This is a genomic window from Methylophaga sp. (assembly GCF_030651745.1).
Map to the genome: position 1 here is coordinate 1 of NZ_JAUSCC010000012.1, position 23,516 is coordinate 23,516.

At 45.4% G+C, this 23,516-nt stretch carries 22 protein-coding genes; 7 read left to right on the forward strand and 15 right to left on the reverse strand.

What is annotated here, in order from left to right; all coding sequences use genetic code 11:
• Positions 1 to 93: 93 nt before the first annotated feature.
• Genes Q7V21_RS00600 through pilG form a run of 3 tightly spaced genes read right to left on the reverse strand, consistent with a single transcriptional unit; the run spans position 94 to position 1,425 of the window.
• A complete protein-coding gene (locus Q7V21_RS00600) occupies positions 94 to 642 on the reverse strand; it encodes a chemotaxis protein CheW (RefSeq protein WP_304915436.1) in 549 nt (182 codons plus the stop codon).
• Entirely contained in the window at positions 639 to 1,010 is a 372-nt protein-coding gene (gene pilH / locus Q7V21_RS00605; RefSeq protein WP_304915437.1) for a twitching motility response regulator PilH, read from the reverse strand. The genes Q7V21_RS00600 and pilH overlap by 4 nt, the downstream gene beginning before the upstream one ends.
• Positions 1,011 to 1,017: 7 nt before the next feature.
• The gene (gene pilG / locus Q7V21_RS00610; protein ID WP_281198070.1) at positions 1,018 to 1,425 is read right to left on the reverse strand and encodes a twitching motility response regulator PilG; all 408 of its coding nucleotides are present in this window, start codon (positions 1,423 to 1,425) and stop codon (positions 1,018 to 1,020) included.
• Between the two features lie 279 nt (positions 1,426 to 1,704).
• On the opposite strand from pilG, the gene gshA reads away from it, so the two are divergent.
• Positions 1,705 to 2,979: a glutamate--cysteine ligase gene (gene gshA, locus Q7V21_RS00615; protein ID WP_304915438.1), complete on the forward strand. Its 1,275-nt coding sequence runs from the start codon at positions 1,705 to 1,707 to the stop codon at positions 2,977 to 2,979.
• Here gshA and Q7V21_RS00620 read toward each other — a convergent pair.
• The 3 genes from Q7V21_RS00620 to Q7V21_RS00630 all read right to left on the reverse strand — a co-directional run bounded on the left by Q7V21_RS00620 (position 2,976) and on the right by Q7V21_RS00630 (position 6,470).
• The gene (locus Q7V21_RS00620; RefSeq protein ID WP_304915439.1) at positions 2,976 to 4,118 is read right to left on the reverse strand and encodes an FIST signal transduction protein; all 1,143 of its coding nucleotides are present in this window, start codon (positions 4,116 to 4,118) and stop codon (positions 2,976 to 2,978) included. The genes gshA and Q7V21_RS00620 overlap by 4 nt on opposite strands.
• A 206-nt stretch (positions 4,119 to 4,324) precedes the next feature.
• Complete coding sequence (gatB, locus tag Q7V21_RS00625) at positions 4,325 to 5,767, reverse strand: Asp-tRNA(Asn)/Glu-tRNA(Gln) amidotransferase subunit GatB (RefSeq protein WP_304915440.1); 1,443 nt, start codon at positions 5,765 to 5,767, stop codon at positions 4,325 to 4,327.
• 46 nt (positions 5,768 to 5,813) lie between these two features.
• A complete protein-coding gene (locus Q7V21_RS00630) occupies positions 5,814 to 6,470 on the reverse strand; it encodes an HAD family phosphatase (protein ID WP_304915441.1) in 657 nt (218 codons plus the stop codon).
• 147 nt (positions 6,471 to 6,617) lie between these two features.
• Between Q7V21_RS00630 and Q7V21_RS00635 the strand changes: the two genes are divergently transcribed.
• Entirely contained in the window at positions 6,618 to 7,133 is a 516-nt protein-coding gene (locus tag Q7V21_RS00635) for an RNA pyrophosphohydrolase (protein ID WP_304915442.1), read from the forward strand.
• Here Q7V21_RS00635 and argA read toward each other — a convergent pair.
• On the reverse strand, positions 7,130 to 8,425 hold the full coding sequence (argA, locus tag Q7V21_RS00640; RefSeq protein ID WP_304915443.1) for an amino-acid N-acetyltransferase: 1,296 nt from the start codon (positions 8,423 to 8,425) through the stop codon (positions 7,130 to 7,132). The two genes, Q7V21_RS00635 and argA, sit on opposite strands and share 4 nt — an antisense overlap.
• Before the next feature lie 122 nt (positions 8,426 to 8,547).
• Between argA and ilvD the strand changes: the two genes are divergently transcribed.
• Entirely contained in the window at positions 8,548 to 10,401 is a 1,854-nt protein-coding gene (gene ilvD / locus Q7V21_RS00645) for a dihydroxy-acid dehydratase (protein ID WP_304915444.1), read from the forward strand.
• A gap of 154 nt (positions 10,402 to 10,555) precedes the next feature.
• On the opposite strand, the gene Q7V21_RS00650 is transcribed toward ilvD, so the two are convergent.
• From Q7V21_RS00650 to Q7V21_RS00665, 4 genes are all read right to left on the reverse strand, one after another.
• Complete coding sequence (locus Q7V21_RS00650) at positions 10,556 to 12,340, reverse strand: ABC transporter ATP-binding protein (RefSeq protein ID WP_304915445.1); 1,785 nt, start codon at positions 12,338 to 12,340, stop codon at positions 10,556 to 10,558.
• A gap of 76 nt (positions 12,341 to 12,416) precedes the next feature.
• On the reverse strand, positions 12,417 to 13,178 hold the full coding sequence (locus Q7V21_RS00655; protein ID WP_304915446.1) for a heme ABC transporter ATP-binding protein: 762 nt from the start codon (positions 13,176 to 13,178) through the stop codon (positions 12,417 to 12,419).
• Between the two features lie 10 nt (positions 13,179 to 13,188).
• Positions 13,189 to 14,250 carry an iron ABC transporter permease gene (locus Q7V21_RS00660; protein WP_304915447.1) on the reverse strand — a complete coding sequence of 354 codons (1,062 nt, stop codon included), beginning with the start codon at positions 14,248 to 14,250 and terminating at the stop codon, positions 13,189 to 13,191.
• Positions 14,247 to 15,116: a hemin ABC transporter substrate-binding protein gene (locus Q7V21_RS00665; RefSeq protein ID WP_304915448.1), complete on the reverse strand. Its 870-nt coding sequence runs from the start codon at positions 15,114 to 15,116 to the stop codon at positions 14,247 to 14,249. The genes Q7V21_RS00660 and Q7V21_RS00665 overlap by 4 nt, the downstream gene beginning before the upstream one ends.
• A 245-nt stretch (positions 15,117 to 15,361) precedes the next feature.
• Between Q7V21_RS00665 and Q7V21_RS00670 the strand changes: the two genes are divergently transcribed.
• Genes Q7V21_RS00670 through Q7V21_RS00680 form a run of 3 tightly spaced genes read left to right on the forward strand, consistent with a single transcriptional unit; the run spans position 15,362 to position 18,358 of the window.
• Positions 15,362 to 17,392, forward strand: coding sequence for a TonB-dependent hemoglobin/transferrin/lactoferrin family receptor (locus Q7V21_RS00670; protein WP_304915449.1), 2,031 nt, complete (start codon positions 15,362 to 15,364; stop codon positions 17,390 to 17,392).
• Between the two features lie 13 nt (positions 17,393 to 17,405).
• Positions 17,406 to 17,819: a heme utilization cystosolic carrier protein HutX gene (hutX, locus tag Q7V21_RS00675; RefSeq protein WP_304915450.1), complete on the forward strand. Its 414-nt coding sequence runs from the start codon at positions 17,406 to 17,408 to the stop codon at positions 17,817 to 17,819.
• Positions 17,816 to 18,358 carry a HugZ family protein gene (locus Q7V21_RS00680; protein WP_304915451.1) on the forward strand — a complete coding sequence of 181 codons (543 nt, stop codon included), beginning with the start codon at positions 17,816 to 17,818 and terminating at the stop codon, positions 18,356 to 18,358. Before hutX ends, Q7V21_RS00680 begins: the two co-directional genes overlap by 4 nt.
• 45 nt (positions 18,359 to 18,403) lie before the next feature.
• On the opposite strand, the gene Q7V21_RS00685 is transcribed toward Q7V21_RS00680, so the two are convergent.
• On the reverse strand, positions 18,404 to 19,081 hold the full coding sequence (locus Q7V21_RS00685; RefSeq protein ID WP_304915452.1) for a TIGR04211 family SH3 domain-containing protein: 678 nt from the start codon (positions 19,079 to 19,081) through the stop codon (positions 18,404 to 18,406).
• Positions 19,082 to 19,235: 154 nt separating this feature from the next.
• Here Q7V21_RS00685 and Q7V21_RS00690 point away from each other — a divergent pair, with 154 nt between their 5' ends.
• On the forward strand, positions 19,236 to 19,676 hold the full coding sequence (locus Q7V21_RS00690; protein WP_304915453.1) for an arsenate reductase ArsC: 441 nt from the start codon (positions 19,236 to 19,238) through the stop codon (positions 19,674 to 19,676).
• A 7-nt stretch (positions 19,677 to 19,683) separates the two neighbouring features.
• Here Q7V21_RS00690 and Q7V21_RS00695 read toward each other — a convergent pair whose 3' ends face one another.
• The 3 genes from Q7V21_RS00695 to Q7V21_RS00705 form a co-directional block, all read right to left on the reverse strand.
• The gene (locus tag Q7V21_RS00695; protein WP_304915454.1) at positions 19,684 to 21,474 is read right to left on the reverse strand and encodes a bifunctional diguanylate cyclase/phosphodiesterase; all 1,791 of its coding nucleotides are present in this window, start codon (positions 21,472 to 21,474) and stop codon (positions 19,684 to 19,686) included.
• Positions 21,475 to 21,610: 136 nt separating this feature from the next.
• A complete protein-coding gene (locus Q7V21_RS00700; RefSeq protein WP_304915455.1) occupies positions 21,611 to 23,179 on the reverse strand; it encodes a ParB-like protein in 1,569 nt (522 codons plus the stop codon).
• Between the two features lie 106 nt (positions 23,180 to 23,285).
• On the reverse strand, positions 23,286 to 23,516 hold a 231-nt coding region (locus Q7V21_RS00705), incomplete at its 5' end, for a porin (protein WP_304915456.1).

Consider the following 23,516-nt stretch of genomic DNA (forward strand, 5'->3'; position numbering starts at 1 on the left):
CAAGATGAGGTAAAACAGATTTTTGCCGCTGAGCAGCGAAGAAAAAAACAGTTTACTGGTGGCGTTCATAGGGCGAGTCCTGAAATAAAATCGTTAAGCGGCTGCATTCAAAAATCTGGGATCTTCAGCTAATTTAAGCAAGCTGAAAACATGCCAATAGGTTTCCTGCTGATAAAGTCGACCTTGCAAATACGGCTTCAGATGCATGTGTTGTCTGGCATCAGCCGGTTCCGGTTGGCGTTGGAAATGCTTCAGGCCAAACACTTCATCTACAATCAATCCGGTAAAAAACTCAGGATGATTCAAAACAATAACGCGTTTGCGTTTATCGGTAGGACTGCTGCTGCCTTGCAGGAACAGGTTCAAATCGATAAGTGGGAGTAAATCACCACGCAGGCTGGTCATGCCGACCACCCAAGGCTGTGATTTTGGAACGGGAGTAATCTGCTGCGGTAATGGAAACACCTCGCGTGATTGACCAAGCGGAATAAGCAGATGCAGGTTATCCAGACGAAAGCCGATGGCTGTCCAGGCGCCTTCCATATTGTCTTGCTGTGATAAGCCAGCAATGCGCTGCTGGCTGCGTCGTTCTATATCCTTAAGGATGGCAATGATATCTGCCGGATTGTCCATTGTGGTCATGCTGACACTTCCACCAATTCATTTATTTGTAATATCAAATCATCTTCGGCCACCGGTTTGCCCAGATAGCCTCGTGCTCCCTGGCGCATACCCCACATTCGATCGGTTTCCTGATGTTTGGATGAAACAATTACAATCGGAATATGAGCCGTGGCATTATCTTTAGTCAGCCGTCGAGTCGCCTGAAACCCATTTAAACCTGGCATGACAACATCCATCAAAATTAATTGAGGTAACTGGGATTGCGCCATTGCAACCGCCTGCTCGCCATCTGTGGCGACGATGACTTCATGGCCATTTTTTTCCAACATTTTCTGTAATACATACACTTCTGTTGGCGAGTCATCGGCTATTAAAATTAAAGCCATATAAAATCTACGCGTCCTTGTTTTTATCGAGCAAATGCGTCCGTATCGCATCCAATAGATCATCGCGGGTAAAAGGCTTTGTCAAATATTGTTCTGCTCCCACAACCCGCCCCTTTGCTCGGTCGAATAAACCATCTTTACTGGATAGCATCACTACAGGAATATCCCGGTATTTGGGATTATTTTTTACCAAGGCACAGGTTTGATAACCATCCAGTCGCGGCATCATGATATCGATAAAAATGATATCGGGATGCTGTCCACTGATGATTGGCAATGCTTCAAAACCATTATCCGCGGTCAGTACTTCACAGCCTGCTTTCTGCAGCAGGGATTCAGCACTGCGGCGAATCGTTTTGCTGTCATCGATGACCATCACCTTAAGGCCCGAAAATTCTGATAAAGTCTCACTCACGGTCATTTGTACCTACAGCCCGACACATTCGATTAAAATCAGCCCTGAAGATAACCCATTTTTGATCGTCAGGCTAGTGACTACTTTCGATGTGGTGGACTGTTATTCCTTCATTTCTAAACGCATGGCAGAGTATGTATGACTTGAAATATCCAATCTGTGTCCCATATCACAGTAACTGGGGTCTATTTATCTCTCATCGCTGCATCAATGGCGATGATAAAGGTTAAGTGACCATAGCCCTGCCAGCCTCATTTATATTGATTCAGAGAGTACAACATGACATCAGCCGTACCGCATCTCACCACAGCCCTGAACGGGCCATTACTGGAATTGGAATCGCATTTACTTAAACGTCAAGCTGATGTGGAATGCTGGTTACGTGAACAGTGGCTGAAAACCCCAGCACCTTTTTATGCGTCGGTTGATCTGCGAAATTCCGGCTTTAAACTGGCACCGGTCGATACCAATTTATTTCCGGCAGGGTTTAATAATCTGAATCCGGCATTTATGCCCTTATGTGTTCAAGCGGCGCAGTCAGCGGTTGAACGGCTTTGTCCAAAAGCTCGACGGGTGTTGATCATTGCGGAAAACCACACACGCAACCTGTTTTATATGGAAAGTGTAGAAACCTTAAGGGATATTTTCGAAAAAGCTGGTCTGGAAGCGCGCATTGCCAGTTTACGTGAAGATATTACCGAAACCATACAAGTAGAATTACCCTCTGGAAAAACCTGTGAAATTTCACCATTGGAACGACAGGGTAATCGAGTGGCGATTGGCGATTTTTCACCATGCCTGGTGTTATTGAATAATGATATGTCCGGTGGGCGCCCGGCAATTTTGGTAGGGCTGGAGCAGCAACTTGCGCCACCTCTGAAAGCCGGTTGGTCGACGCGCAAGAAATCCGATCATTTCACCCATTATTCGATGGTTGCACATGCTTTTGCAGAGCAGCTTGATATTGATCCATGGTTGGTATCACCGCTGACGTTGCAATGCGGTGAAGTGAATTTTATGGAGCGCAGTGGCATGGAATGCCTGGCGCGTAATGTAAATACTCTGCTCACGGCCATTCAGAATAAATACGATCAATACGGCATTGACCGTGAACCTTTTGTGGTGGTGAAAGCGGATTCCGGGACCTACGGCATGGGCATTATGATGGTGAAAAGTGCTGATGAGCTTTTGAACCTGAATCGTAAACAACGCACCAAGATGTCCTCAGCCAAAGAGGGATTGGTAGTCGATAATGTGTTGGTTCAGGAAGGGGTTTATACATTTGAAACGCTGGGTGAAGATCAGGCCGTTGCGGAACCCGTTATTTACATGATGGATCACTTTGTTATCGGTGGATTTTATCGTGTGCATACTGGCCGAGGCATTGATGAAAATCTTAATGCTCCGGGAATGCACTTTGAGCCACTGGCATTTGCTCAGTCCTGTATTACCCCGGATAAATTTGATAAACCGGATGCTGAGCCGAACCGGTTTTATGCCTATGGCGTGATTGCGCGGCTAGCATTGCTAGCCGCGGCAAGAGAATTGGCTTAGGCGTTATGTTCGCTTAAATAAGCGATAGTCATGGTCTGGTTATGTAACTGACTGTGACTATCGTCTTCACCGGAACATATTTCGCCATTTGAGTAAAAGCCGGTGATTCCGGTTTGCATGCCTAAGAGGCGTTGCACTGCATAGACTTCATCTGAAACCTGTTCTTCCATCACAAGTTTACGACCGACACAACTGACACAGATGGCCAGGGCTTTATCGTTAATATCCACTTTCTTCAATAAAATCTGCCGGGCGGCGTCACTGGCTCCGGCGACCAGTTGATCATGATCGGATTTCAGAAAACGCACTGTTGCCCCTTCAGCAATATTACCGGCAAAGGTCATACTGTTTTCTTTTTCGTTAATCGATAGCAAGGTTCGTATTACATTGACGTTTTTGTCATCCATGATAGCGAACGGAAAATTAAGGCCGGAGGAGGGCAGTTCGCTGGCGTAATAGCCGATATACATTTTATAAAGCGGTAAGGCGGGTTTGTTATCCATTTCATAGACCACATTTTTAATGGCCTTAGTGATACGTCTTGGTGGACCATATGGTTTCCAACCACCCAATGCGCCGCTGGTCACAATCGCATCTTTGCCATAAATCCCTACGGCAATCACAATACGATCTTTGATTTGGTCATTATTCAGTAACAATGTCTTGGTAAATTTGGCATCATCGCCCGCCAGACCGCCTGTAATAGGCGTGTTGGGTAAAACTTCCTGCAAACCTTCAACCAGTTCTGAACCATTTACATTTAGGCCGTCACTGAGCACAAATACGCCTTTCAAATCTGGAGAAAGTAACTCGTTGGCAATCTGAGCACCTAACGCATGAGACTGTTCCATGCTGTTTACCGGTTTGCAGATAAAGCGAAGCTCACTACGTTGCCAATGCATGGCGGTGATATGTACGCTGTCATCAAATACGCCGTCACCGGTAATTTCCCCGGAAGTAGTGCATCCGATGATTTGGGCATTGGGATAGCGTTTCTGTAATTGACTGGCAAAGTTACGTTCACTGAAACGGTTAACTGAGCCGAAAACCAACACCCAGTTCGCTTCACTCAACGACGTTGTTGAGGAGAGTTTGTTAAAACCGCTCTTGGAGGGTAGATGTTCCTGTACAAACTTCATTTGCGTAAACCTAACATCCTGAAATTTAAATGAATCATTAGCTTCCTTGTTAAATGTGTTCAAAAACCTCAGCCGATACTACATCAGTTCACAGAATACTGGGAGTAGCTTAATTCAAAATGTGAACTGATTTGCACAAATTCGGGGCATAAAAAAACCCTGAACGTATAGTAACGTCAGGGCTTTTATCATTTTAAGCCAAAAAGCTAACCGGCTAATTTTTGTTTGAGAATATCATTCACCTGACCTGGATTGGCTTGACCTTTAGAGGCTTTCATTACCTGGCCTACAAAAAAGCCGAATAACTGCTCTTTGCCATCACGATATTGTTGTAATTGCTCAGGATTAGCGGCGATCACTTCATCAATCATAGCTTCAATGGCACCGGTATCGGTCACCTGTTTAAGGCCTTTGGATTCGATCACCGCATCGGCATCCGCACCTTCGCCATTCCAGATGGATTCAAATACCTGCTTGGCGATTTTGCCTGAGATGGTGTTGTCCTGGATGCGTAATAACACACTGCCAAGTTGTTCTGCCGTTACCGGTGATTCGGTGATTTCCAAACCTGCTTTATTTAACGCGCCAGACAGATCGCCGATGACCCAGTTGGCACATTGTTTGGGATCTTTATTGCCGGTTGCAGCAAGCACTGCTTCGAAATAATCAGCCAGTTCACGACTGCTGGTCAATACACTTGCATCGTATTTGGATAAGCCCATTTCACTGACAAAACGATCGCGTTTTTCGTTTGGTAATTCAGGCAAAGTGGCACGGACCTGTTCGAGCAGTCCTTCATCCAACACTAATGGCAATAAGTCTGGATCCGGGAAGTAACGATAGTCGTTGGCTTCTTCTTTACTGCGCATGGAGCGGGTTTCATTTTTATCCGCATCATACAGACGGGTTTCCTGAACCACTGTGCCACCGGATTCAATCACATCAATCTGCCGTTCAACTTCGATATTGATTGCGCGTTCGACATTACGGAATGAGTTGATGTTTTTCAGTTCAGCACGGGTACCGAATTTTTCCTGACCTTTAGGGCGTACGGAAACGTTGGCATCACAGCGAAATGAGCCTTCCTGCATATTGCCGTCACAGATTTCCAGATAACGCACCAAGGAGTGGATTTTTTTCATATAGGCAACGGCTTCTTTGGCACTGCGCATATCCGGCTCAGAAACGATTTCCAGTAATGGTGTACCAGCACGATTTAAATCGATGCCGGTTTGACCGTGAAAATCTTCGTGTAAGGATTTACCGGCGTCTTCTTCAAGATGGGCACGGGTGATGCCAATAACTTTCTCGCTGCCATCTTCCATTTCGACGGTGAGTTGACCTTTACCGACAATCGGTAATTCAAACTGGCTAATTTGGTAGCCTTTAGGTAAATCAGGATAGAAGTAATTTTTGCGGGCAAACACCGAGCGATCGGCAATTTCAGCATCCACGGCAAGACCGAATTTAACAGCCATGCGTACCGCTTCTTTATTTAACACCGGCAGTACACCTGGTAAACCCAGATCAACGGCACATGCCTGAGAGTTAGGTGCTGCACCGTAAGCTGTTGCTGCTCCGGAGAAAATTTTTGTTTTGGTTGCAAGTTGGGTATGGATCTCTAACCCGATAACAACTTCCCATTCCATAATTGATGGCCTGAATTTAAGTGATTAAAACCCCGAATTGTAGCAATTATTCACGCAGGCTGAGGATTTTCCAGCCACGTTGTCGTGCAATTTCGGCCAATGTCTCATCCGGATCTACTGCGATAGGTGTATCGACCTGCTCCAATAATGGCAGATCATTGTGTGAATCACTGTAGAAATAACTGCCATCCAAATCGTAGCCATGCTTCGCTAACCAATGTTGTAGACGAGTTACTTTGCCATGTTGAAATGACGGCACACCCTGAACCTGACCGGTATAGCGACCATCAACCATTTCCGGATCGGTAGCTATCAGATTGTCGATACCTAATATTTCAGCAATGGGTGTGGTTAAAAAACTATTGGTGGCGGTGATAATTAACAGAATGTCGCCTTGCCGACGGTGATGTTCAATCAACTCGCGACCTTTTGGCAGAATAATTGGCAGGATTTTCTGTTGCAGGTAATCCGCACGCCAGCTCAACAGATCCTGCATGCTGTTTTTTGCCAACGGTTCAAACACAAACTGCAGAAATGCATTGATATCCAGCTGGCCTGCTTGATAGTCGTGATAATAAGCCAGATTGGTGTCGTGATAACTCTGCGGATCTACGATGTTATTTTCCGCCAAATAGCGCCCCCACAAATAATCACTGTCACCACCGAGTAAGGTATTGTCTAAATCAAATATTGCTAAAGCCATTGTAACTGGTCATGTCCCGATAAAATGAGCGCCTATTGTAAGACAAAATGCGTTGCATCCTCATGTCTCATTCACTAATCTAAACTTATTATAAATAATTGTGCTGGCGGCCCGTGCTTATCGTTGCCCCCGGCGAGAGATTGAACCGTGATAGACAAAGATGGCTTTAGAGCCAATGTGGGGATAATCCTCTGCAATGATCTCAACCAGGTGTTGTGGGCGCAACGTGCCCAACATGATTCATGGCAGTTTCCCCAGGGCGGCATTAAAAATAATGAAACGCCTGAACAGGCAGCCTTTCGTGAACTGACGGAAGAAATCGGCCTGGGGCGTGAACATGTTGAGTTGCTAGCCACCACTCGGGGATGGTTGCGTTACCGTCTGCCTAAACGTTATCTGCGTTATGGCAATAAACCATTGTGTATCGGCCAAAAACAACGCTGGTTTCTGATGCGATTCACCGGTAATGAAACTGATGTAAGACTGGATCTGCATGACAAACCTGAGTTTGATGATTGGCGTTGGGTGGATTATTGGACACCGGTCGAGGAAATCGTCTTTTTCAAACGCCGGGTGTATGAAAAAGCACTGCACGAATTTGCCCCGTTATTATTTCCTGAATATCGAAAACGTGCCGGTAAGCAGGATTCATCAATAAGTTAAGCCAGCGATTTTCTAAATACGCTGGAATTACGCTGATAATTGTATAAGGCCTGTTTTTGCATCGGTAAGTCACTGATGGCCGATGGCTGAAAACCATGTTCAATAAACCAATGTGCAGTTTGAGTCGTCAGCACATAGAGGTTCATCCATCCGGCTGCTTTGGCTTGTTTTTCCAACGTCGACAATAACTGCTTACCACGACCCTGATGGCGATAATCTGGTGAAATCGCCATACACGCCAATTCAGCGGCATTGTTTTCCGGGTATGGATATAACGCTGCGCAAGCCACTACTGTGCTATCACGCTCCATCACTGTGAAATGTTCGATTTCCCGCTCCAGCAATTCCCTCGAACGTTTGACCAATACACCGCTTTGTTCCAGAGGTTGTAATAATTCCAGGATACCACCGACATCTTCAATAGTGGCTTGGCGAGTGGTTTCAAAAGAGGTCGCACTGATTAACGTGCCCACACCGTCACGGCTGAATAATTCCTGCAGTAATGCGCCATCAATGGAACGATCCAGTAAATGTACCCGGTCAACACCTGCTTCACAGGCAGCGACAGCAGCATTCAGTGACGGATGATCATAATCTTTGACTTGTTGTAGCGTGATTTCACGCGGCAGTTCGGCATTGCTCTGACCAATAAAAATCAGTTTGTCGGCCTGTAATCTGCTGGCTACGGCAGTCGCAATGGCCTCGGCTGATAAATTAAAAATTTCACCAGTGAGTGAGTAACCTAAAGGCGGCAGCAACACTAAATTGCCATTGCTTAATTGTTGTTGAATAGCTTCGGCATCAATACGTCTGACTTCACCGGTATGTCCCAGATCAACACCATCAAGAATGCCGGCAGGACGGGCAGTCACCAGATTGCCACTGACACAGCGAATCCGTGAATCAGCCATCGGTGTGTGCGGTAAGCCAAAAGAGAGTTTGGATTCAATGGCGATGCGTAAATCACCTACAACAGCACGGGCAACTTGCAGACTGGCATCATCAGTTATCCGCAAGCCGCGATGATATTTCACAGCTATATCAAGCTTTTCACATTTAGCTTCAATTTGAGGTCGTGCCCCGAAAACCAGCACCAGACGAATATCCAGGCTATTAAGGATGGCCAGATCATGAATCAAGTGATCAAAGTTATCTGCTGCGACAGTTTCACCATCAAAAGCAATAACAAATGTCGCACCACTGTGCGCATGAATATAAGGTGCAGCCGCTCTGAACCAGGAGGTTGTGGTGGCGAAATGCGCGTCAGTAGGATGTTGTGATGATGAATTCATAATGTCTTTTTATCGTAGTCTCAGCACGCTTGCCAAGTTGCGTGTAAAATCTCTTGGATAAACTGGCGTCTTTGTCCTGTTTCAAACAGATACCCAGTCTCAATTTTTGTTGGAGAAAATCAATGCCTGAATATCGTTCAAGAACCTCTACTGCCGGCCGTAATATGGCGGGCGCTCGTGCTTTATGGCGGGCCACAGGCATGAAGGATGATGATTTCAGCAAACCTATTATAGCGATTGCGAACTCCTTCACACAGTTTGTGCCGGGTCATGTTCATCTGAAGGACTTGGGTCAATTAGTCGCGCGTGAAATTGAACGCGTTGGCGGAGTTGCGAAAGAATTCAACACAATTGCGGTCGATGATGGTATCGCAATGGGTCATAGCGGCATGCTTTACAGTCTGCCGTCGCGCGAAATTATCGCTGACTCGGTTGAGTACATGGTCAATGCCCATTGTGCTGATGCGTTGGTGTGTATTTCCAACTGCGACAAGATCACTCCTGGCATGCTGATGGCGGCATTACGGTTGAATATTCCAGTGGTATTTGTTTCTGGTGGTCCGATGGAAGCCGGTAAAACCAAACTGGCCGGTTTGGATGTCAAACTCGATCTGGTTGATGCGATGGTGCAGGCGGCAGACGACAATGTCAGTGATGAAGATGTGGCTCAGGTTGAGCGTAGTGCCTGCCCAACTTGTGGTTCCTGCTCGGGCATGTTCACTGCAAACTCGATGAACTGTCTGACAGAAGCATTGGGCCTGTCATTGCCGGGTAATGGATCATTGCTTGCAACCCATGCTGATCGTCGTGAACTGTTTCTGGAAGCGGGCCGTCGCATCGTCGATTTGGCAAAACGTTATTACGAAAATAATGAAGAGGATGTGTTACCTCGTTCCATCGCCAGCAAAGCGGCATTTGAAAATGCTATTGCTTTGGACATCGCCATGGGCGGTTCTACTAACACTGTTTTGCATTTACTGGCAGCAGCACATGAAGGTGAAGTGGATTTCACTATGGCCGATATCGATCGGATGTCCCGCAAGATCCCCAATCTTTGTAAAGTAGCTCCGGCGACTAACAAATATCATATGGAAGATGTGCATCGTGCGGGTGGTGTTATCAGTATATTGTCTGAACTGGCTGCGGGCGGTTTATTACATACCGATGTTCCTACAGTTCACAGTAAAACGCTGGCTGAAGGTCTGGCGTTGTGGGATGTGGCTCGCACTGATCATGAACCAGCATTACAACGTTATCTTGCTGGTCCTGCCGGTATTCCAACCCAAACAGCATTCAGTCAGGACTGCCGCTGGCCGTCATTAGATCTGGATCGGGAAAATGGCTGTATTCGTAATATTGAACATGCCTATAGCAAAGACGGCGGTTTGGCGGTTTTGTACGGTAATCTGGCCGAAGAGGGCTGCATTGTTAAAACGGCCGGCGTTGATGAATCAATTTTAAAATTCTCTGGTCCGGCACGTATTTTTGAATCTCAGGATCATGCTGTTACAGCTATTTTGACTGAACAGGTTCAGGCGGGGGATGTTGTTTTGATTCGTTACGAAGGACCGAAAGGCGGCCCCGGTATGCAGGAAATGTTGTATCCGACCAGCTATTTGAAATCGAAAGGGCTCGGCAAACTGTGTGCGTTGTTGACCGATGGCCGGTTCTCTGGTGGTACCTCCGGTTTATCGATTGGACATGCTTCACCGGAAGCAGCAGAAGGTGGCAATATTGGCCTGGTCGATGAAGGCGATATCATTCACATTGATATCCCAGGCCGTAGTATCAATGTTGAACTAACCGATGCCCAACTGGCAGAAAGACGTATTGCGATGGAACAGCGTGGTGAAATGGCCTGGAAACCGGTCAATCGGGATCGTAAAGTCAGTCTTGCTTTGCAGGCTTATGCAGCTCTGACCACCTCTGCGGCAAAAGGTGCAGTGCGTGATGTTGAGCAACTGAAACGTCGCTGAGCTTTTAACCATATCCACAGAGACACAGACAGTGCAGCGTATCAGCAGACTATTAAGCCTGCTGATACGTATATAGGCATCTGTGGGTAAGCTTTAAAAAAACCGGGAGGATTTTCAAATAAACCTCTGTGCTCCCGTGGTTTATTCTTAAATCCTAAATTTGTTGGGCATAGAGTTTTTGATAAATGCCCTGTTGCTCAATCAGACTGTCATGATCACCGTCGGCAATAATCTCTCCACCGTCAAACACCACAATACGATCCGCTTGCCGAACAGCACTTAGGCGATGTGCAATGATTATAGTCGTGCGGTTTTTCAGGTAATCTGCCAAGGCAATATGCAGATGATGTTCGGTATTGCTGTCGAGTGCTGAGGTTGCTTCATCCAAAACCACCACACTGGGATTCATCAATGCCATTCGTGCGACGGCGAGGCGTTGGCGCTGACCTCCCGAGAGTTTAACGCCTGAACGGCCAATCAAGGTATCCAGACCTTTCGGCATCGCCAGAATCACATCTTCAATCTGTGCCGTTTGAATCGCCTGCCAGATCGCCTTATCTGAATAATCACGTCCCAGCGTAATATTTTCCCGCACCGAGTCATTAAATAATGCCGGGTGCTGTAATACCGTCGCCACATGCTCACGCACGCCTGCCAGTCCGATTTCGCTGACCGGCACATCATTGAAATACACCATGCCTTTATCGGCCGGATATAAACCCAATAACACGTTGACCAAGGTTGATTTACCTGCACCGCTGGCACCGACCAAAGCGACTTTTTCACCTGCTTTGATTTCCAGCGAGACGCCACTGAGCACCGGATTATTTTCGTCATAACTGAAATGCAGGTTTTCGATACGGATACTACTAGCTTGGCCATCAACAAACGGATTGGTTTTGGCTGGATAAATCACTTCCTGTTTTAACGAAAACAACTTGTTTAATCGAGACACCGCAGCGCCAGCAGCATAATACGCGTACTGAATATTCAACACTTCCTGCACTGGTCCCATCATGAACCAGAGGTAGCCAAACACGGCAAACATCTGGCCGATACTCAGATCGGAAAACACCACCATCCACATGCTTACCGCGCGAAATACATCAAAGCCAAACAGAAAAATCATAAAGGAAATGCGATTGGCTGCATCACTTTTCCAGGCATAATCGGTGGCGTGAGTTCTAACTCCACGGGCTTTATCGATAACCCGCAGGAAATAATGTTTTTCACGATTAGCCGCACGGATTTGCTGAATAGCGTCGAGCGTTTCGGTCAGACTTTGCTGAAAAATCTCGACCGCGGTGTTTTCATTTTTTTTCAGATTTTTAACTTGATTGCCAACACGCATCGTGAAATAAATCACCAGCGGATTCATAAACAGAATCAGTAACGCCAGCTGCCAGTGCAAAAACAGCAGGATAACGGCGGTGCCGATAATGCTCAGTACCGCCACGATAAACCGGCTGATGGTGTTGCCGATAAAGTTATCAATCACCTCAATATCAGTGACAAAATGCGAGGAAATTCCGCCACTTCCGCGGGTTTCATATTCACTGATGGCAATTTTGCCGAGCCGTTTAATCAGCTGGCGGCGAATTCGGAAAGTAATGCGTTTGGCGATAATGGTGAAATAACGTGATTGCAATACGTTTAATACCAATGAGGCCAAACGTAATACCAAGGTCAGAATCAGCATGGCACTGATAAACAGAATAGGGCCGTGCCATTCTGGGGGTGTAAAAGAAGAAATAAATGCCACAGCGGCGCCGGGCTGATTGAGCAACACTTCATCCACCATTATCGGAAGCAATAACGGTACTGGCACCGCACAGATGGTAGCAATCAGCGCGATCAGGTTGGCTTTGATCAGATGCTTTTTATAACTCAACGCTTGTTTGAGTATGCCTTTAAGCTGATAGCTGGTTTCTGTGCTCATGGATGTTAATCAATTCTTTACGGTCGGTAGGCAGGAATGTAACGGGATCATCCGTGGCTATAAAGATTAACAGACCCTAGACCAGTATTTGCTGGCCTTGGCTGTTAAAAAACAGCTCCGGAAGATAACCCCATATTTTCATTACTGTTTCAGGCTGAAGCACCTGCGCTGGTGAGCCTTGGGCGACGAGTTCACCCTGATGTAAAAGCCACACTTTGTCAGCATAACGGCTTGCTTGGTTCAGATCATGCAAAATACTGATGACGGCAAAGCCATTTTCCTGACAAAGCGATTTTACCAAATTCAATAACTGATGTTGCTGCCCAAGATCTTGGGCTGATGTAGGTTCATCAAGCAACAACAATGGCGCATGTTCCGCCTGAGACAATTGCAACAACACTCGGGCCAATTGTACCCGTTGCCGTTCACCGCCCGATAAGCTGGTATAAATTCTGTCAGCAAATTGCCTGGTATCCGTGGTCTGCATCCACTTTTGCACCGCATCCTCAAGTGCAAAACGATTCAGATTCAGTGGTGTGGCACCGATAGCGACGACTTCTTTTGCTTTAAATGGAAAGGATAACTGACTGGTCTGTGGCAAAACACCAAGATGTCTGGCCAATAATTGCCTGGACCATTGATGTAATGGTTTTTTATGCAGATGGATTTTGCCTTGGCTGGCAGACCATTCACCACAAATTGTTTTGATTAAACTGGATTTACCCGCACCATTTGGCCCCAGAACCGCAATTAATTCTCCAGACTTCAGACTGGCCTGTGGCAAGTCCAGAATTTGCCGGTGTTCTTGTTTAACGATCAGTTTTTCAATAGTCAGCATAATAGTTTGCTTACAGTGTACTGAGTCTTTTGCGTTGCTGAATCAGCAAAAAAGCAAAAAATGGTGCGCCGATGAGGGCTGTGACTAATCCAACAGGCAACTCTGCTGGAGCCAGAATTACTCTGGCACCAATATCCGCCATCAGTAATAAAACCGCCCCGGTAAGCGCAGATAATGGCAGTAATAATCTATGATCCGGCCCCATAGTCATTCTCACCAGATGCGGTACTACCAGACTGACAAAGCCGATAATGCCGGTAGCTGAAACGGCAATACCGATACCAATAGCTGTGACCACGATTACTTGTAATTTTAATCGCTCGACATTAATACCCAGATGGCGGGCCTCGGCTTCACCCAGCAGAAAAGCATTCAGTGCTGGTGCCTGAGTTTGGTAAAACACCAATAAACTCAGGCAAGCTATTGCAGAGAGCCATATCGATGTACTGTTTGCAGCATTCAGTGTGCCCATGCCCCACAAAGTCAATTCACGTAAAGCCATATCACTGGCAATATAGGTCATAAAACCAATAATCGCACCGCTGAAAGCCGCTATGGCAACGCCTGCCAACAACAGAATTAATACCGAGGTGCCGCCATTTTGTGATTGTGCCAGCCGATACACCAATAAGGTGGTTATCAGACCACCGAGAAAGGCTGCTATTGGAGTCGTCAGATAGCTGAGAGAAGCAGGTAAAAGCACAATGGCAATAGCTGCACCAAGACCCGCCCCCGAAGATACGCCGATAATGCCGGGATCAGCCAGGGGATTACGGAATAATCCCTGAGTGACCGCACCGCAGATAGCCAATAACGCACCGATAAAGATGGCAAGCAGGGTTCGCGGCCAGCGTAACTCCCAGATAATAGCTGTTTGAAATTCATTCAATTGACTGAATTCACTGCGAAGGAATTGATCAATTATGCTCAAAAAGCTTTGTTTTGCTGGTAAGGTCATTGGTCCCAGCATGATTGATAACAATACACTCAGCAGTAACAACAGACTCATGACTAACCAGATGCCACGGCGCCAGCCATGTAGGCTGGCAGGTAAATATTTGGCGTAACTCATCGAGAGGAATAAATTATTTCTGCCAGCTGCTTTGCTTGTTGCACTGCGGTTATGCTCAATCCCGCGATTAACTTGCTGGCATCGATACTGATAATGCGTTGTGTTTGTCCGGCAGAGGTATTTTTAAGTAAAGGGTATCGAGATAGAAGTTGTTCTGTTTCTGGTGCGCCATTACTGCGTCTTCCAACCATGATGACATCAGGATTCATGACCAGAACAGACTCCAATGAGACCGACTGATAACCATTGAATTCGCTGACATTACGACCATCAAGCATATTTATCAGCGCGTTGCCGACAGTGTCCTTGCCTGCCTGTGATAAACCGCGATCATTCAAATCCAGCAGAAAAACCATTTTTAAAGTAGATCCATTTAGATTGCCGACGATGGTTGTTTCCAATGCGTGAATATCGTCAATTAACTGTTGGCCGATATTTTCCTGGCCAAGCGCTTTGGCTAACTGTTGGATATTCCTGTTTAAGTCAGCAATGGTTTTTGGACTATTCAGTTGGATAAAATTGATCTGTGAACTTTCAATTGCTCTAAGCGTGGGAGCGGGGCCAGTATGATCGCTGCCAACTATCAGATCAGGTTGTAATGACAAAATTGCCTCGGCTGAAAGCGCACGATGATAACCGAGCTTTTCGACATGTTGGCCATCTAGCAATGACTCACTGGTGATATCGATAGCAACGATTTGTGGGCCAACCCCTAATGCCAGCAAAATTTCAGTGGCATTGCTGTCGACACTGATAATTCTTTGAGCATCAAGTGGTTCTGCTACGGCAATCTGTCCACTGAAAAACAACAGAACCCCGTAAAATAGTTTTCTTATTGAACGACAACTGAAAACAGATTGATACATGACTAACTCCAAACGCAGGTTGTGATTCGTTGTGCGCTCGGGTAACCACGAGCAACATAGAAGCAAGTGGACGAGTTTAACCATAAATTAATTGTTTGTTAACTCAAATCTAAATGATAATTGTTATTATTTACATGAATTGCTGGGTGTGATAATTTTGCCGTCTATTGCAGCATTTAATGACTGCTAATCAACTTTTTTGAACAAGTTGCTTTATTTAAGGCGCACCTTACGCTGAGGAAAAGATGAACACTCAACACAAACTCTTACCAACCCTGATTCAGTCTGTACTTTTCATTACGCCACTGCTATCAACAAACAGCTATGCTCAATTTCCTCTGGAAATGGAAGAAATCAAGATCACCGCAACGCGTAATGCCGAGCAATCAGCCCCACCGAGTCGCAATATCACAGTTATTGATAAAACAGAACTGGATGAAATTCAGGCGACTTCGGTGCCACAAACAGTGTCGCATCTACCTAATGTCACGCTAAGTGGCGGACCAAGAGAAGATGTTCAGAACGTAAATATCCGCGGTTTGGGTGATAACCAGGTGTTACAGCTGGTGGATGGCGTCCGACAAAACTTTATGTCAGGTCACCGGCCAACCTATTTTCTGGATCCGGAATTAATCAAAAGTGTCGAAGTCGTTAAAGGGCCGAGTAGTGCGTTATGGGGTTCCGGCGCGCTGGGTGGTGTGGTTTCACAAAACACTATTCATGCAGATGATCTGTTGGGTACCAGAGATTTTGGTGGTTTTATCAAGCAGGGTTATCACAGCAACAGCGATAAGTGGTTGACCACCACAGCACTGGCTGGACGTTTTGAAAATCTCGACTGGCTGGTTTCTGGTTTTTATCGTGACGGTAATGATACGGAACTCGGTAATGGTAAGAATCTGGAAGGTTCTGCTGCACGAGATAAAGGCGTGATGGCCAAAGTAGACTGGTTTATTGATGATGCACAGACCGCGACATTTAATTTGCGTAGTTCTGATGTCAATGGCGAGATTCCCTCCAATGGTTCAGCCGAAGTGAATTCATCAAATTTTATGATTCATCGTCAGAATCAGACCGATCATGCTTCGGTGGATTATCGTCTCAATCCGAACAGTGACTTGCTTAATGCCCAACTGATGTTTTACTGGAACAATACCGAGATGCAGGAATATCGCTTATCCGATCGACGTTCTGATCGGACTGAGATCGAAACACTTGGGTTAAACCTGAATAACCGGACAGAACTGGGCGATACCAGTTTTATCTATGGTGTTGATGGCTATCAGGATAAATTAACTAGTAATCGCGGAGGATTGAATCGACCCACACCGCCTGATGCCACCACAGAAGTTTGGGGTGCATTTACCGAGGTACATATTCCGTTTGCCGAAGCATGGCGTCTGGAGCTGGGCGGGCGATACGATTATTTCAGCACGGAAGCTAAAAATTTAAATAATGATCGTAGTGATAACGCGTTTTCACCTTCAGTGGCTTTGGTATGGCAGACAACTGACAAACTCAATTTGACATTACGTTACGATGAAGCTTTCCGGGCGCCAACGGCAGAAGAGTTATATACCACTGGCACACATTTTTGTATTGCCTCCAGTGCCTGTAATACCTTTTTAGCTAATCCCGACTTGAAAGCGGAAGAATCTCAAAATATCGAGTTTATTGCTGACTTTAAGACACAGGATGTCTTTACCCACCAGGATCGTTTTGGCATTAATGCAGCAGTGTTTTACAACAATGTGGATAATTTTATTGAGCAGCGTGTAGATAATCCTGTTTTTTCATCTTTACCATTTCCACCATTTTTCAGTATCGATGCTGGTCATACCACGTATAACAACGTTGATGAGGCGCGATTAAAAGGTTTTGAGCTGACTTTCAACTATGAATTAAATGATTTTGCTGCTGCATTATCTTATGGTCAGACCCGTGGGGAAGATAAACAAACTGGCGAAAAACTCAGTGGTATTCCGGCCGATAAATGGGTATTGGATTTAAGTCAGCGTTTTATCAACCATAATGTCAAAACCGGTTTACGAGTTAGCCACATTCAGGCACAAAATCGCACTCCCTCTGATGATAGTCGTGATTATGATCGTTATACCCTGGCTGATATTTATGCCACCTGGGAGCCAATCAGTATGCCGAATCTTAAACTGGATCTCAGCGTGAACAATCTGACTGATCAATATTATCGTGTGGCGTTTCAGGAGCTTTATATGCCAGGACGTGATGTAAGATTGGCTGTACGCTATCAGTTCTAAAGTGGAGATATCCATGCAACAGGAACAAACAGCAACACAGGCATCAATAATGCCTGGACAAAATGCCCAACAATTATTGGAACAGATTTGTGAGTGGGGACCGATGACCACCATAGTGATACATGGTGGCAGCGTATTTGAGTTTGGTGGATCTTTTCCAAAAGGCAGCTTGGCGGAAGGTTTCTATAACCTGCAAGCAGATGGCAGCGGCTTTCATGGACATCTTAATCTGCAGAAGGTTGAGCAAATCAGCTTCCAGACCAAACCACATCGTGGCCGGGAAAGTTATGCCTTTGTGTTTGAAGATGTAAACGGCGAAGTGATCTTCAAAGTGTTTCTCGGTCGTGATGAACAGGGCGAATTAATCGCATCACAACGCGAAAAGTTTTATCAGTTAATGCAGCAATATCAACAGGCACTGAAATGAAAAATAAAGGTTTGGAAAAACAAATCAGCGATGAAATCATGATGATGGTCAATAGCCGTAAAACGCTGATGTTGTCGACGCTTGATGAAAACAACCATCCATACGCATCTTACGCGGCATTTGCAGTAGGACGCGACTGTCTTTATGTCTTGCTAAGTGATATTGCTGTACATGGTGTGAATCTGCGGATTCATCCACAAGCTTCGGTACTGATTATTGAAGATGAGGATTCAGCCATTGAGTTATTTGCCCGCTTACGGGTGACCTATCAAGTCGAGGCGGAATGGATCCAGGTCGAATCAGATGCATGGCATGTAGGGATCGCGTTGTTAACTGAGCGTCATGGACAACGTATTACCAACTTGAGTCAGTTAAGTGATTTCCGCTTGTTCAAGCTTAAACCGCGAGGCGGACGTTATGTGAAGGGGTTCGGTAAGGCTTACCAAATTGATGGTGGAACGTTGGCTGGTGAGAATCTGGAACATTTGCGTGATGGTCATACCAAACGTGAAGTGGTCATCACGCAGAACGAATCTTAATCAACAAAGCGCCACGATTTATCGTGGCGCTTTTGTCATCAAGGGTTAGAAATTGCCCCATGAACTTTTTTTGCGCATTCTCAGGCTTGGCATTACCAGGCCAATAAGTATGCCGCCAAATAATACGGCGGCACCAATCAAAAACCAGTTCTTTGCATCATTGTCTTTCAGTGTGTTGTTTTCGATAACGATGGATTGAATCTCATGGTCAATTTGCTGCAGACGTTCTTTTAGCTGGCGATTTTCGTTTTCCAGTGCCACTGCATTCGAAGCGGTACGGCGTAAATCATCCAGCTCTTTACTGAGGCGCTGCGCCGTTTCTTTGAGGGTCATATTTTGATCGTCAGCTTCTGAAGTTTGTGAGCTGAGTTGGGCCAGTTCTTCTTTATAACTGGTGACTTCCAGTTCAAGGTTGGCGATACGTTGTTCTTTAGCGGCCAGTTGTTCACGTGCACTGGGGTTGTTGTTTAAGTAACGTGACAGTACCCAGCCTTCCACGCCATCCTTGGTGCGTACTTTGGAATAGCCGGATGGATCGTTTTCCAACACTGTCAGCTCGGTGCCGGATTTAAGCATTTTACGAATACCAAATTCCAACCCCTGACCATTACGCATGGTAATTTCAAGTTCATCTGATACGTAACGAGTTGTCTGGGCCGCACTGATTCCTGGCATTAAGATTGGGCTGGCAATAAGCAACAAGCTGATAATGATTTTTTTCACACGTGTATCCGGCTTTAGATTAAAGCACCATTCTAGCAGAAGGAATACGGCTGATTTCAAGTGCAGTTAAGAATCATTAGCAAGTCTTAATAAGTGTTAATGGCTTTGTCATAAAAGCTTGCTAGTCTGAGTGGTGAATTAAAAGAGGTGGGTTATGGAAAAGTTCAGAATCATGTTTTTATGTACGGGAAATTCCTGTCGCTCACAAATGGCTGAAGGGTGGGCAAGATTTTTGGCTGGTGATGATGTTGAAATACGTTCTGCCGGAATAGAAGCGCATGGTCAAAATGCTCAGGCCATCAAAGTGATGGCAGAAGTTGGTATTGATATTTCGCAACAAGAATCCATCCGGGTTAATGGCGAAATGCTGGAGTGGGCCGACTTATTGGTCACCTTATGTGAAAACGCCGATGAGCAGTGCCCCATCGTAAGTCCACATACCTTGCGTTTACATCTGCCCTTGACCGATCCGGCGAAATATCGTGGCACAGAAGAAGAAATCCTCGCGGAATTTCGCCTGACTCGTGAAAAAATCAAACAACGCGTCAATTATGTTTTGCAGCAGTTAAACAAGTCTGTGGTAAACGCACGCTGATATCTGCTTAGCTGGCATTTGCCAGCGGCGGGCAATCTGACGGTTTGAGTTGATACAAGCTGTTGCCGGGAATTTTCTTTGCCTTGGACTTTGCTTTAGTGGCATATTCAGCCAAATCAGTTTCATCTCTGAGATAATCAAAATCACTGATAGTTACCGCACCGATAGATAAGCTCAATAATGGATAAAATACCTGTTGTCCATGACGGTCTTGAGCTTGAATGCCACCTTGCTGCAAGTGTTCTGTTGTGTACAGCTCAACATAGAGTGATTCAAATGTTTTCAGCATTTTTTTGCAACGGCTTTGCCAATCCTTGCTGTCAAATATCACAATAAAATCATCACCACCGACATGGCCTAGAAAATCCACCTCCAGATCCAAATGCTGACTGAGAAGTTTGGCGGTTTTATTAATAACTTTGTCGCCTTTGTTATAGCCATAGGTGTCGTTATAGGGTTTGAAATTATCCAAGTCGAAATAACACACCGTGGCATGGCGTTTCTGTTGAATAGCTTGTTGAATATGCTCATTGAGCGGCACATTGCCTGGCAACCCGCTTAGTGGGTTGGCGTGACGAGCGATAGTCAGTTGCAAGTCGGTAATTTGTCGCAGCAAATCCATCAAACTGCCTACACCTCGATAATAGCCTTGTTCACAAATGATAAAGACGCTGTGCTGCTGGGAAGAATCCTGACTGGTGATTTGCTGACTGAGGTTTTTCAGCGGCATCGAGGTTTCGGCAATAATCGGTCTCCTGTCCATAAATAAATGAATAGGCTTACGACCATGCAGATCCCGACCATAACGGCTGGCATACAGCGTCATAAATTCATCCCGCCATACCATTCCTGCAATGCTGTCGTTATCGTTTAATACCGGTAAAGAAGCTAATTTCACCGCGCTCTGAAAACGTTCGCCGACGTGATTTACGTCATGGTAAGTTCGGACAGGGGTGAGTTGGGTTAACAGAGTGCCCACCAATGAATCGGAACGTGGTACGCCAGAAGGGATGTTTTCTCGGGTTTGTCGTTTGGCAAATAAAGCGGGTGATAAATCTCTTTTAGGAGTTGTTGTTGGTCTGGAAAAGTAATAGCCTTGGGCAAAATGCATTTCCATCGATTGCGCCACTAAGTATTCTTCACGCACTTCAACACCTTCACCGATTACCCGGCAATTACTGCTAAGGGCGATATCAATCATCGATTGCACAAATTGTTTTTTCTGCTGATCTTCATGAATATTCTGCATGAAGTGCCTGTCCAGCTTGACGTAATCCGGCTTTAATTCAGACCAGGTTCGTAGTCCGGAATAGCCTGCGCCTAAATCATCAATCGCAATAGAAAAACCCATATCACGATAGTGTGCGGTCGCCTCACGCATCAGATCGTAATCGTCAATTGGATATTGCTCGGTTAATTCTATAACGACTTGTTCGGCGGGAATCCGGGCTTTTTTGAGAAACTTTGCCGTTAATCCATGCGGATAATCGGGTTGTAATAACGCTGCCGGAATGGTGTTGATAAACAGTTTGGCATTAAGATTTAATTCACCAAAGCGGGCAATGGCGATTTCTCTGCAGAGTAGATCCAGTTCAGCGAGCCGACCATGCCTGCTGGCAGCATCAAAAAGGTTTATCGGAGAGTGTAAAACACTGTCGGATGGACCGCGGATCAGCGCCTCATAGCCATATATCTGATGGCTCTTCAACGAAACAATCGGTTGAAAAATCGGAGTGAGTGCCGCCGTGGCAAGGATGTCTTCCAATGACCTAAATTGTAATAGTTCTTCTTGAGTCATATTGAATCCGGAAAATATTTTGCCAAGGACTCATCAATTAATGAGGACTTAAAAATGGGATAACAAAGAAAAATGATGGTGTAACAGAACCTTGATATCACCAAGAGTCACTGTTACGCCATCATTAGTCAGGTCATTAGTTCAAGCTGTTTTGGTAGGCATTCATTGCTTGTTTTAAGACATTCATTGCTTCTTGATGATCAGAGAAGCCTTGTGCCTCCATGCCGCCATTTGGGCCTTTGTAGTTTTCAAACCAGAGACGAACGATTTCGGAAACGGCCGGAAACTCTTCATCCAGTTGTTTCATCGACTCGACGTTAGCGAAAGGACTGTCTTCAGTGATCACAGCAATCAATTTGTCATCCTGTTCACCACCATCCAACATTTTTAATACACCAATCAAACGCACTGACAAGACTTCGCCACGAGGAATGGATTGACCTAACACCAAAACATCCAATGGATCGCCATCCCCGCCCAGTTCTTTTGGCATCGCAGTGCCTGGGATGGTGCCGTAATTACCCGGATAACCCAGGTAATTTACGATACGCGGTTTGTCATTTTTCATTTCCCAGATAATTTCCTGAGTATTGTCTTTGTTCATTTCCCACTTGGCAGACGTTCCCGTTGGGATTTCAATCAGAGCATTGACTTCACCGTCGACATTAATGGCGGGAACCGCCATTAAGTCTTGGTTCGAAGATAAGGTGAACGTATCTTTAAGTTGCATGATTTGGCTGTGATTCACAGCTTTGTCAAAACTCAAACCATTGGCGCTCATTTGTTTTTTATAACGTAGCGTATAGTCGATTTTCTTATTGGCACGGAACAGCTTTTCAAATTCCTTTTTATCAAAACCTTCGTACTGTCCCATATGGCTAGGCGATTTTGCTAGGCCACCTACACTATTACCTTTTACTGCCAGAATGGCTTCGGCAACATCTTTAACGGCCTTTTTATAGCCTTTCATCGAGTTCAGATCATATTGGCTTAAATCAACCTTTGAATAGATCTCTTTACCCCAGTAAAACTCCACAAAGTTGATGGCTGGCTTAGGTTTATCCCAGGCAATTTCACGGGCAAAGTAAACCAGTGAGCGATAAAGATTGTTGTGAAAGTTCTCCAAACCCAGGCTTTCTGGCAGGGCGCTGTGCTCCATCGGTTCAAACTTATCGTCATACAACCATAAGTTGTTTTCCGCTTGCATCTTGCTCCAGAACTCATCCATCGACGCTAAATCACGGTAATCGTCAGCAACAACGACATGCACTTCAAAGTTGGCACCGCCATCCGGCATATGCCAGAACACGTTGAACGTATGATGACCATCGGTCAGATACAAACCGTTATCAGGGCCAATCACCACGGTTTTCATATCTTTCGTGGCAGTACCAACAGGATCGGTACATTCGAATGAACCTGGCACAGCTACATTAGATTTTGCTGAAAAATCTTTAATGGCTTTCTGGCCATTGGCTTCGCAGATTTCATCAAATTTCTTTTCAGAGTCATCATCATAACGACCCAGCTTATAAAACACTTGGTCATAACCAACAGAAGCTTGTGTTGGTTTAAGTTGGTGTAATTGAACGGGTATAACATCACCTTTTTTAACTTGGGCAAGATGATCATCAGCTAATGCCAGACTGCTGAATAAACTCAGGCTGGTTATCGATAACATCACTAAACGTGACATAACATTCATAGTGTAACTCCACAAATTAAGAGTAGTTGAAGAAATTAGTTTTAAAAAAAAGCCCCACCTTAAAAACTAAGGTGGGGCTTTTTCTCAGGAGATAGCTTGCTTCAAATTAGAATGAAACCTGACCGCGCAATAAGAACGCTTTGATATCGCCTTCAGCATTGTTAGCTGCATCAGATTTGATATCAGAATCAACATAGTTCGCCATAAAGCGAATATTGTCATTGACATACCAGTTCACACCGATAGTCCAGATTTCACTTTTAGTGCCCAAGGCACCAGTGATGTTGGCCGGTAAATTGTCATTGAATGCACTGCTATCAAACACATCCAGTTCGTC

Coding starts and splice junctions, on each gene's coding strand:
- Q7V21_RS00700 (WP_304915455.1), bottom strand. CDS start 23,179: ATGAATGTTATGTCACGTTTAGTGATGTTATCGATAACCAGCCTGAGT.
- argA (WP_304915443.1), bottom strand. CDS start 8,425: ATGAATTCATCATCACAACATCCTACTGACGCGCATTTCGCCACCACA.
- gatB (WP_304915440.1), bottom strand. CDS start 5,767: ATGGAATGGGAAGTTGTTATCGGGTTAGAGATCCATACCCAACTTGCA.
- Q7V21_RS00660 (WP_304915447.1), bottom strand. CDS start 14,250: ATGAGTTACGCCAAATATTTACCTGCCAGCCTACATGGCTGGCGCCGT.
- Q7V21_RS00695 (WP_304915454.1), bottom strand. CDS start 21,474: ATGACTCAAGAAGAACTATTACAATTTAGGTCATTGGAAGACATCCTT.
- Q7V21_RS00665 (WP_304915448.1), bottom strand. CDS start 15,116: ATGTATCAATCTGTTTTCAGTTGTCGTTCAATAAGAAAACTATTTTAC.
- Q7V21_RS00690 (WP_304915453.1), top strand. CDS start 19,236: ATGGAAAAGTTCAGAATCATGTTTTTATGTACGGGAAATTCCTGTCGC.
- Q7V21_RS00655 (WP_304915446.1), bottom strand. CDS start 13,178: ATGCTGACTATTGAAAAACTGATCGTTAAACAAGAACACCGGCAAATT.
- ilvD (WP_304915444.1), top strand. CDS start 8,548: ATGCCTGAATATCGTTCAAGAACCTCTACTGCCGGCCGTAATATGGCG.
- Q7V21_RS00600 (WP_304915436.1), bottom strand. CDS start 642: ATGACCACAATGGACAATCCGGCAGATATCATTGCCATCCTTAAGGAT.
- Q7V21_RS00630 (WP_304915441.1), bottom strand. CDS start 6,470: ATGGCTTTAGCAATATTTGATTTAGACAATACCTTACTCGGTGGTGAC.
- Q7V21_RS00680 (WP_304915451.1), top strand. CDS start 17,816: ATGAAAAATAAAGGTTTGGAAAAACAAATCAGCGATGAAATCATGATG.
- Q7V21_RS00650 (WP_304915445.1), bottom strand. CDS start 12,340: ATGAGCACAGAAACCAGCTATCAGCTTAAAGGCATACTCAAACAAGCG.
- hutX (WP_304915450.1), top strand. CDS start 17,406: ATGCAACAGGAACAAACAGCAACACAGGCATCAATAATGCCTGGACAA.
- gshA (WP_304915438.1), top strand. CDS start 1,705: ATGACATCAGCCGTACCGCATCTCACCACAGCCCTGAACGGGCCATTA.
- Q7V21_RS00670 (WP_304915449.1), top strand. CDS start 15,362: ATGAACACTCAACACAAACTCTTACCAACCCTGATTCAGTCTGTACTT.
- Q7V21_RS00620 (WP_304915439.1), bottom strand. CDS start 4,118: ATGAAGTTTGTACAGGAACATCTACCCTCCAAGAGCGGTTTTAACAAA.
- pilH (WP_304915437.1), bottom strand. CDS start 1,010: ATGGCTTTAATTTTAATAGCCGATGACTCGCCAACAGAAGTGTATGTA.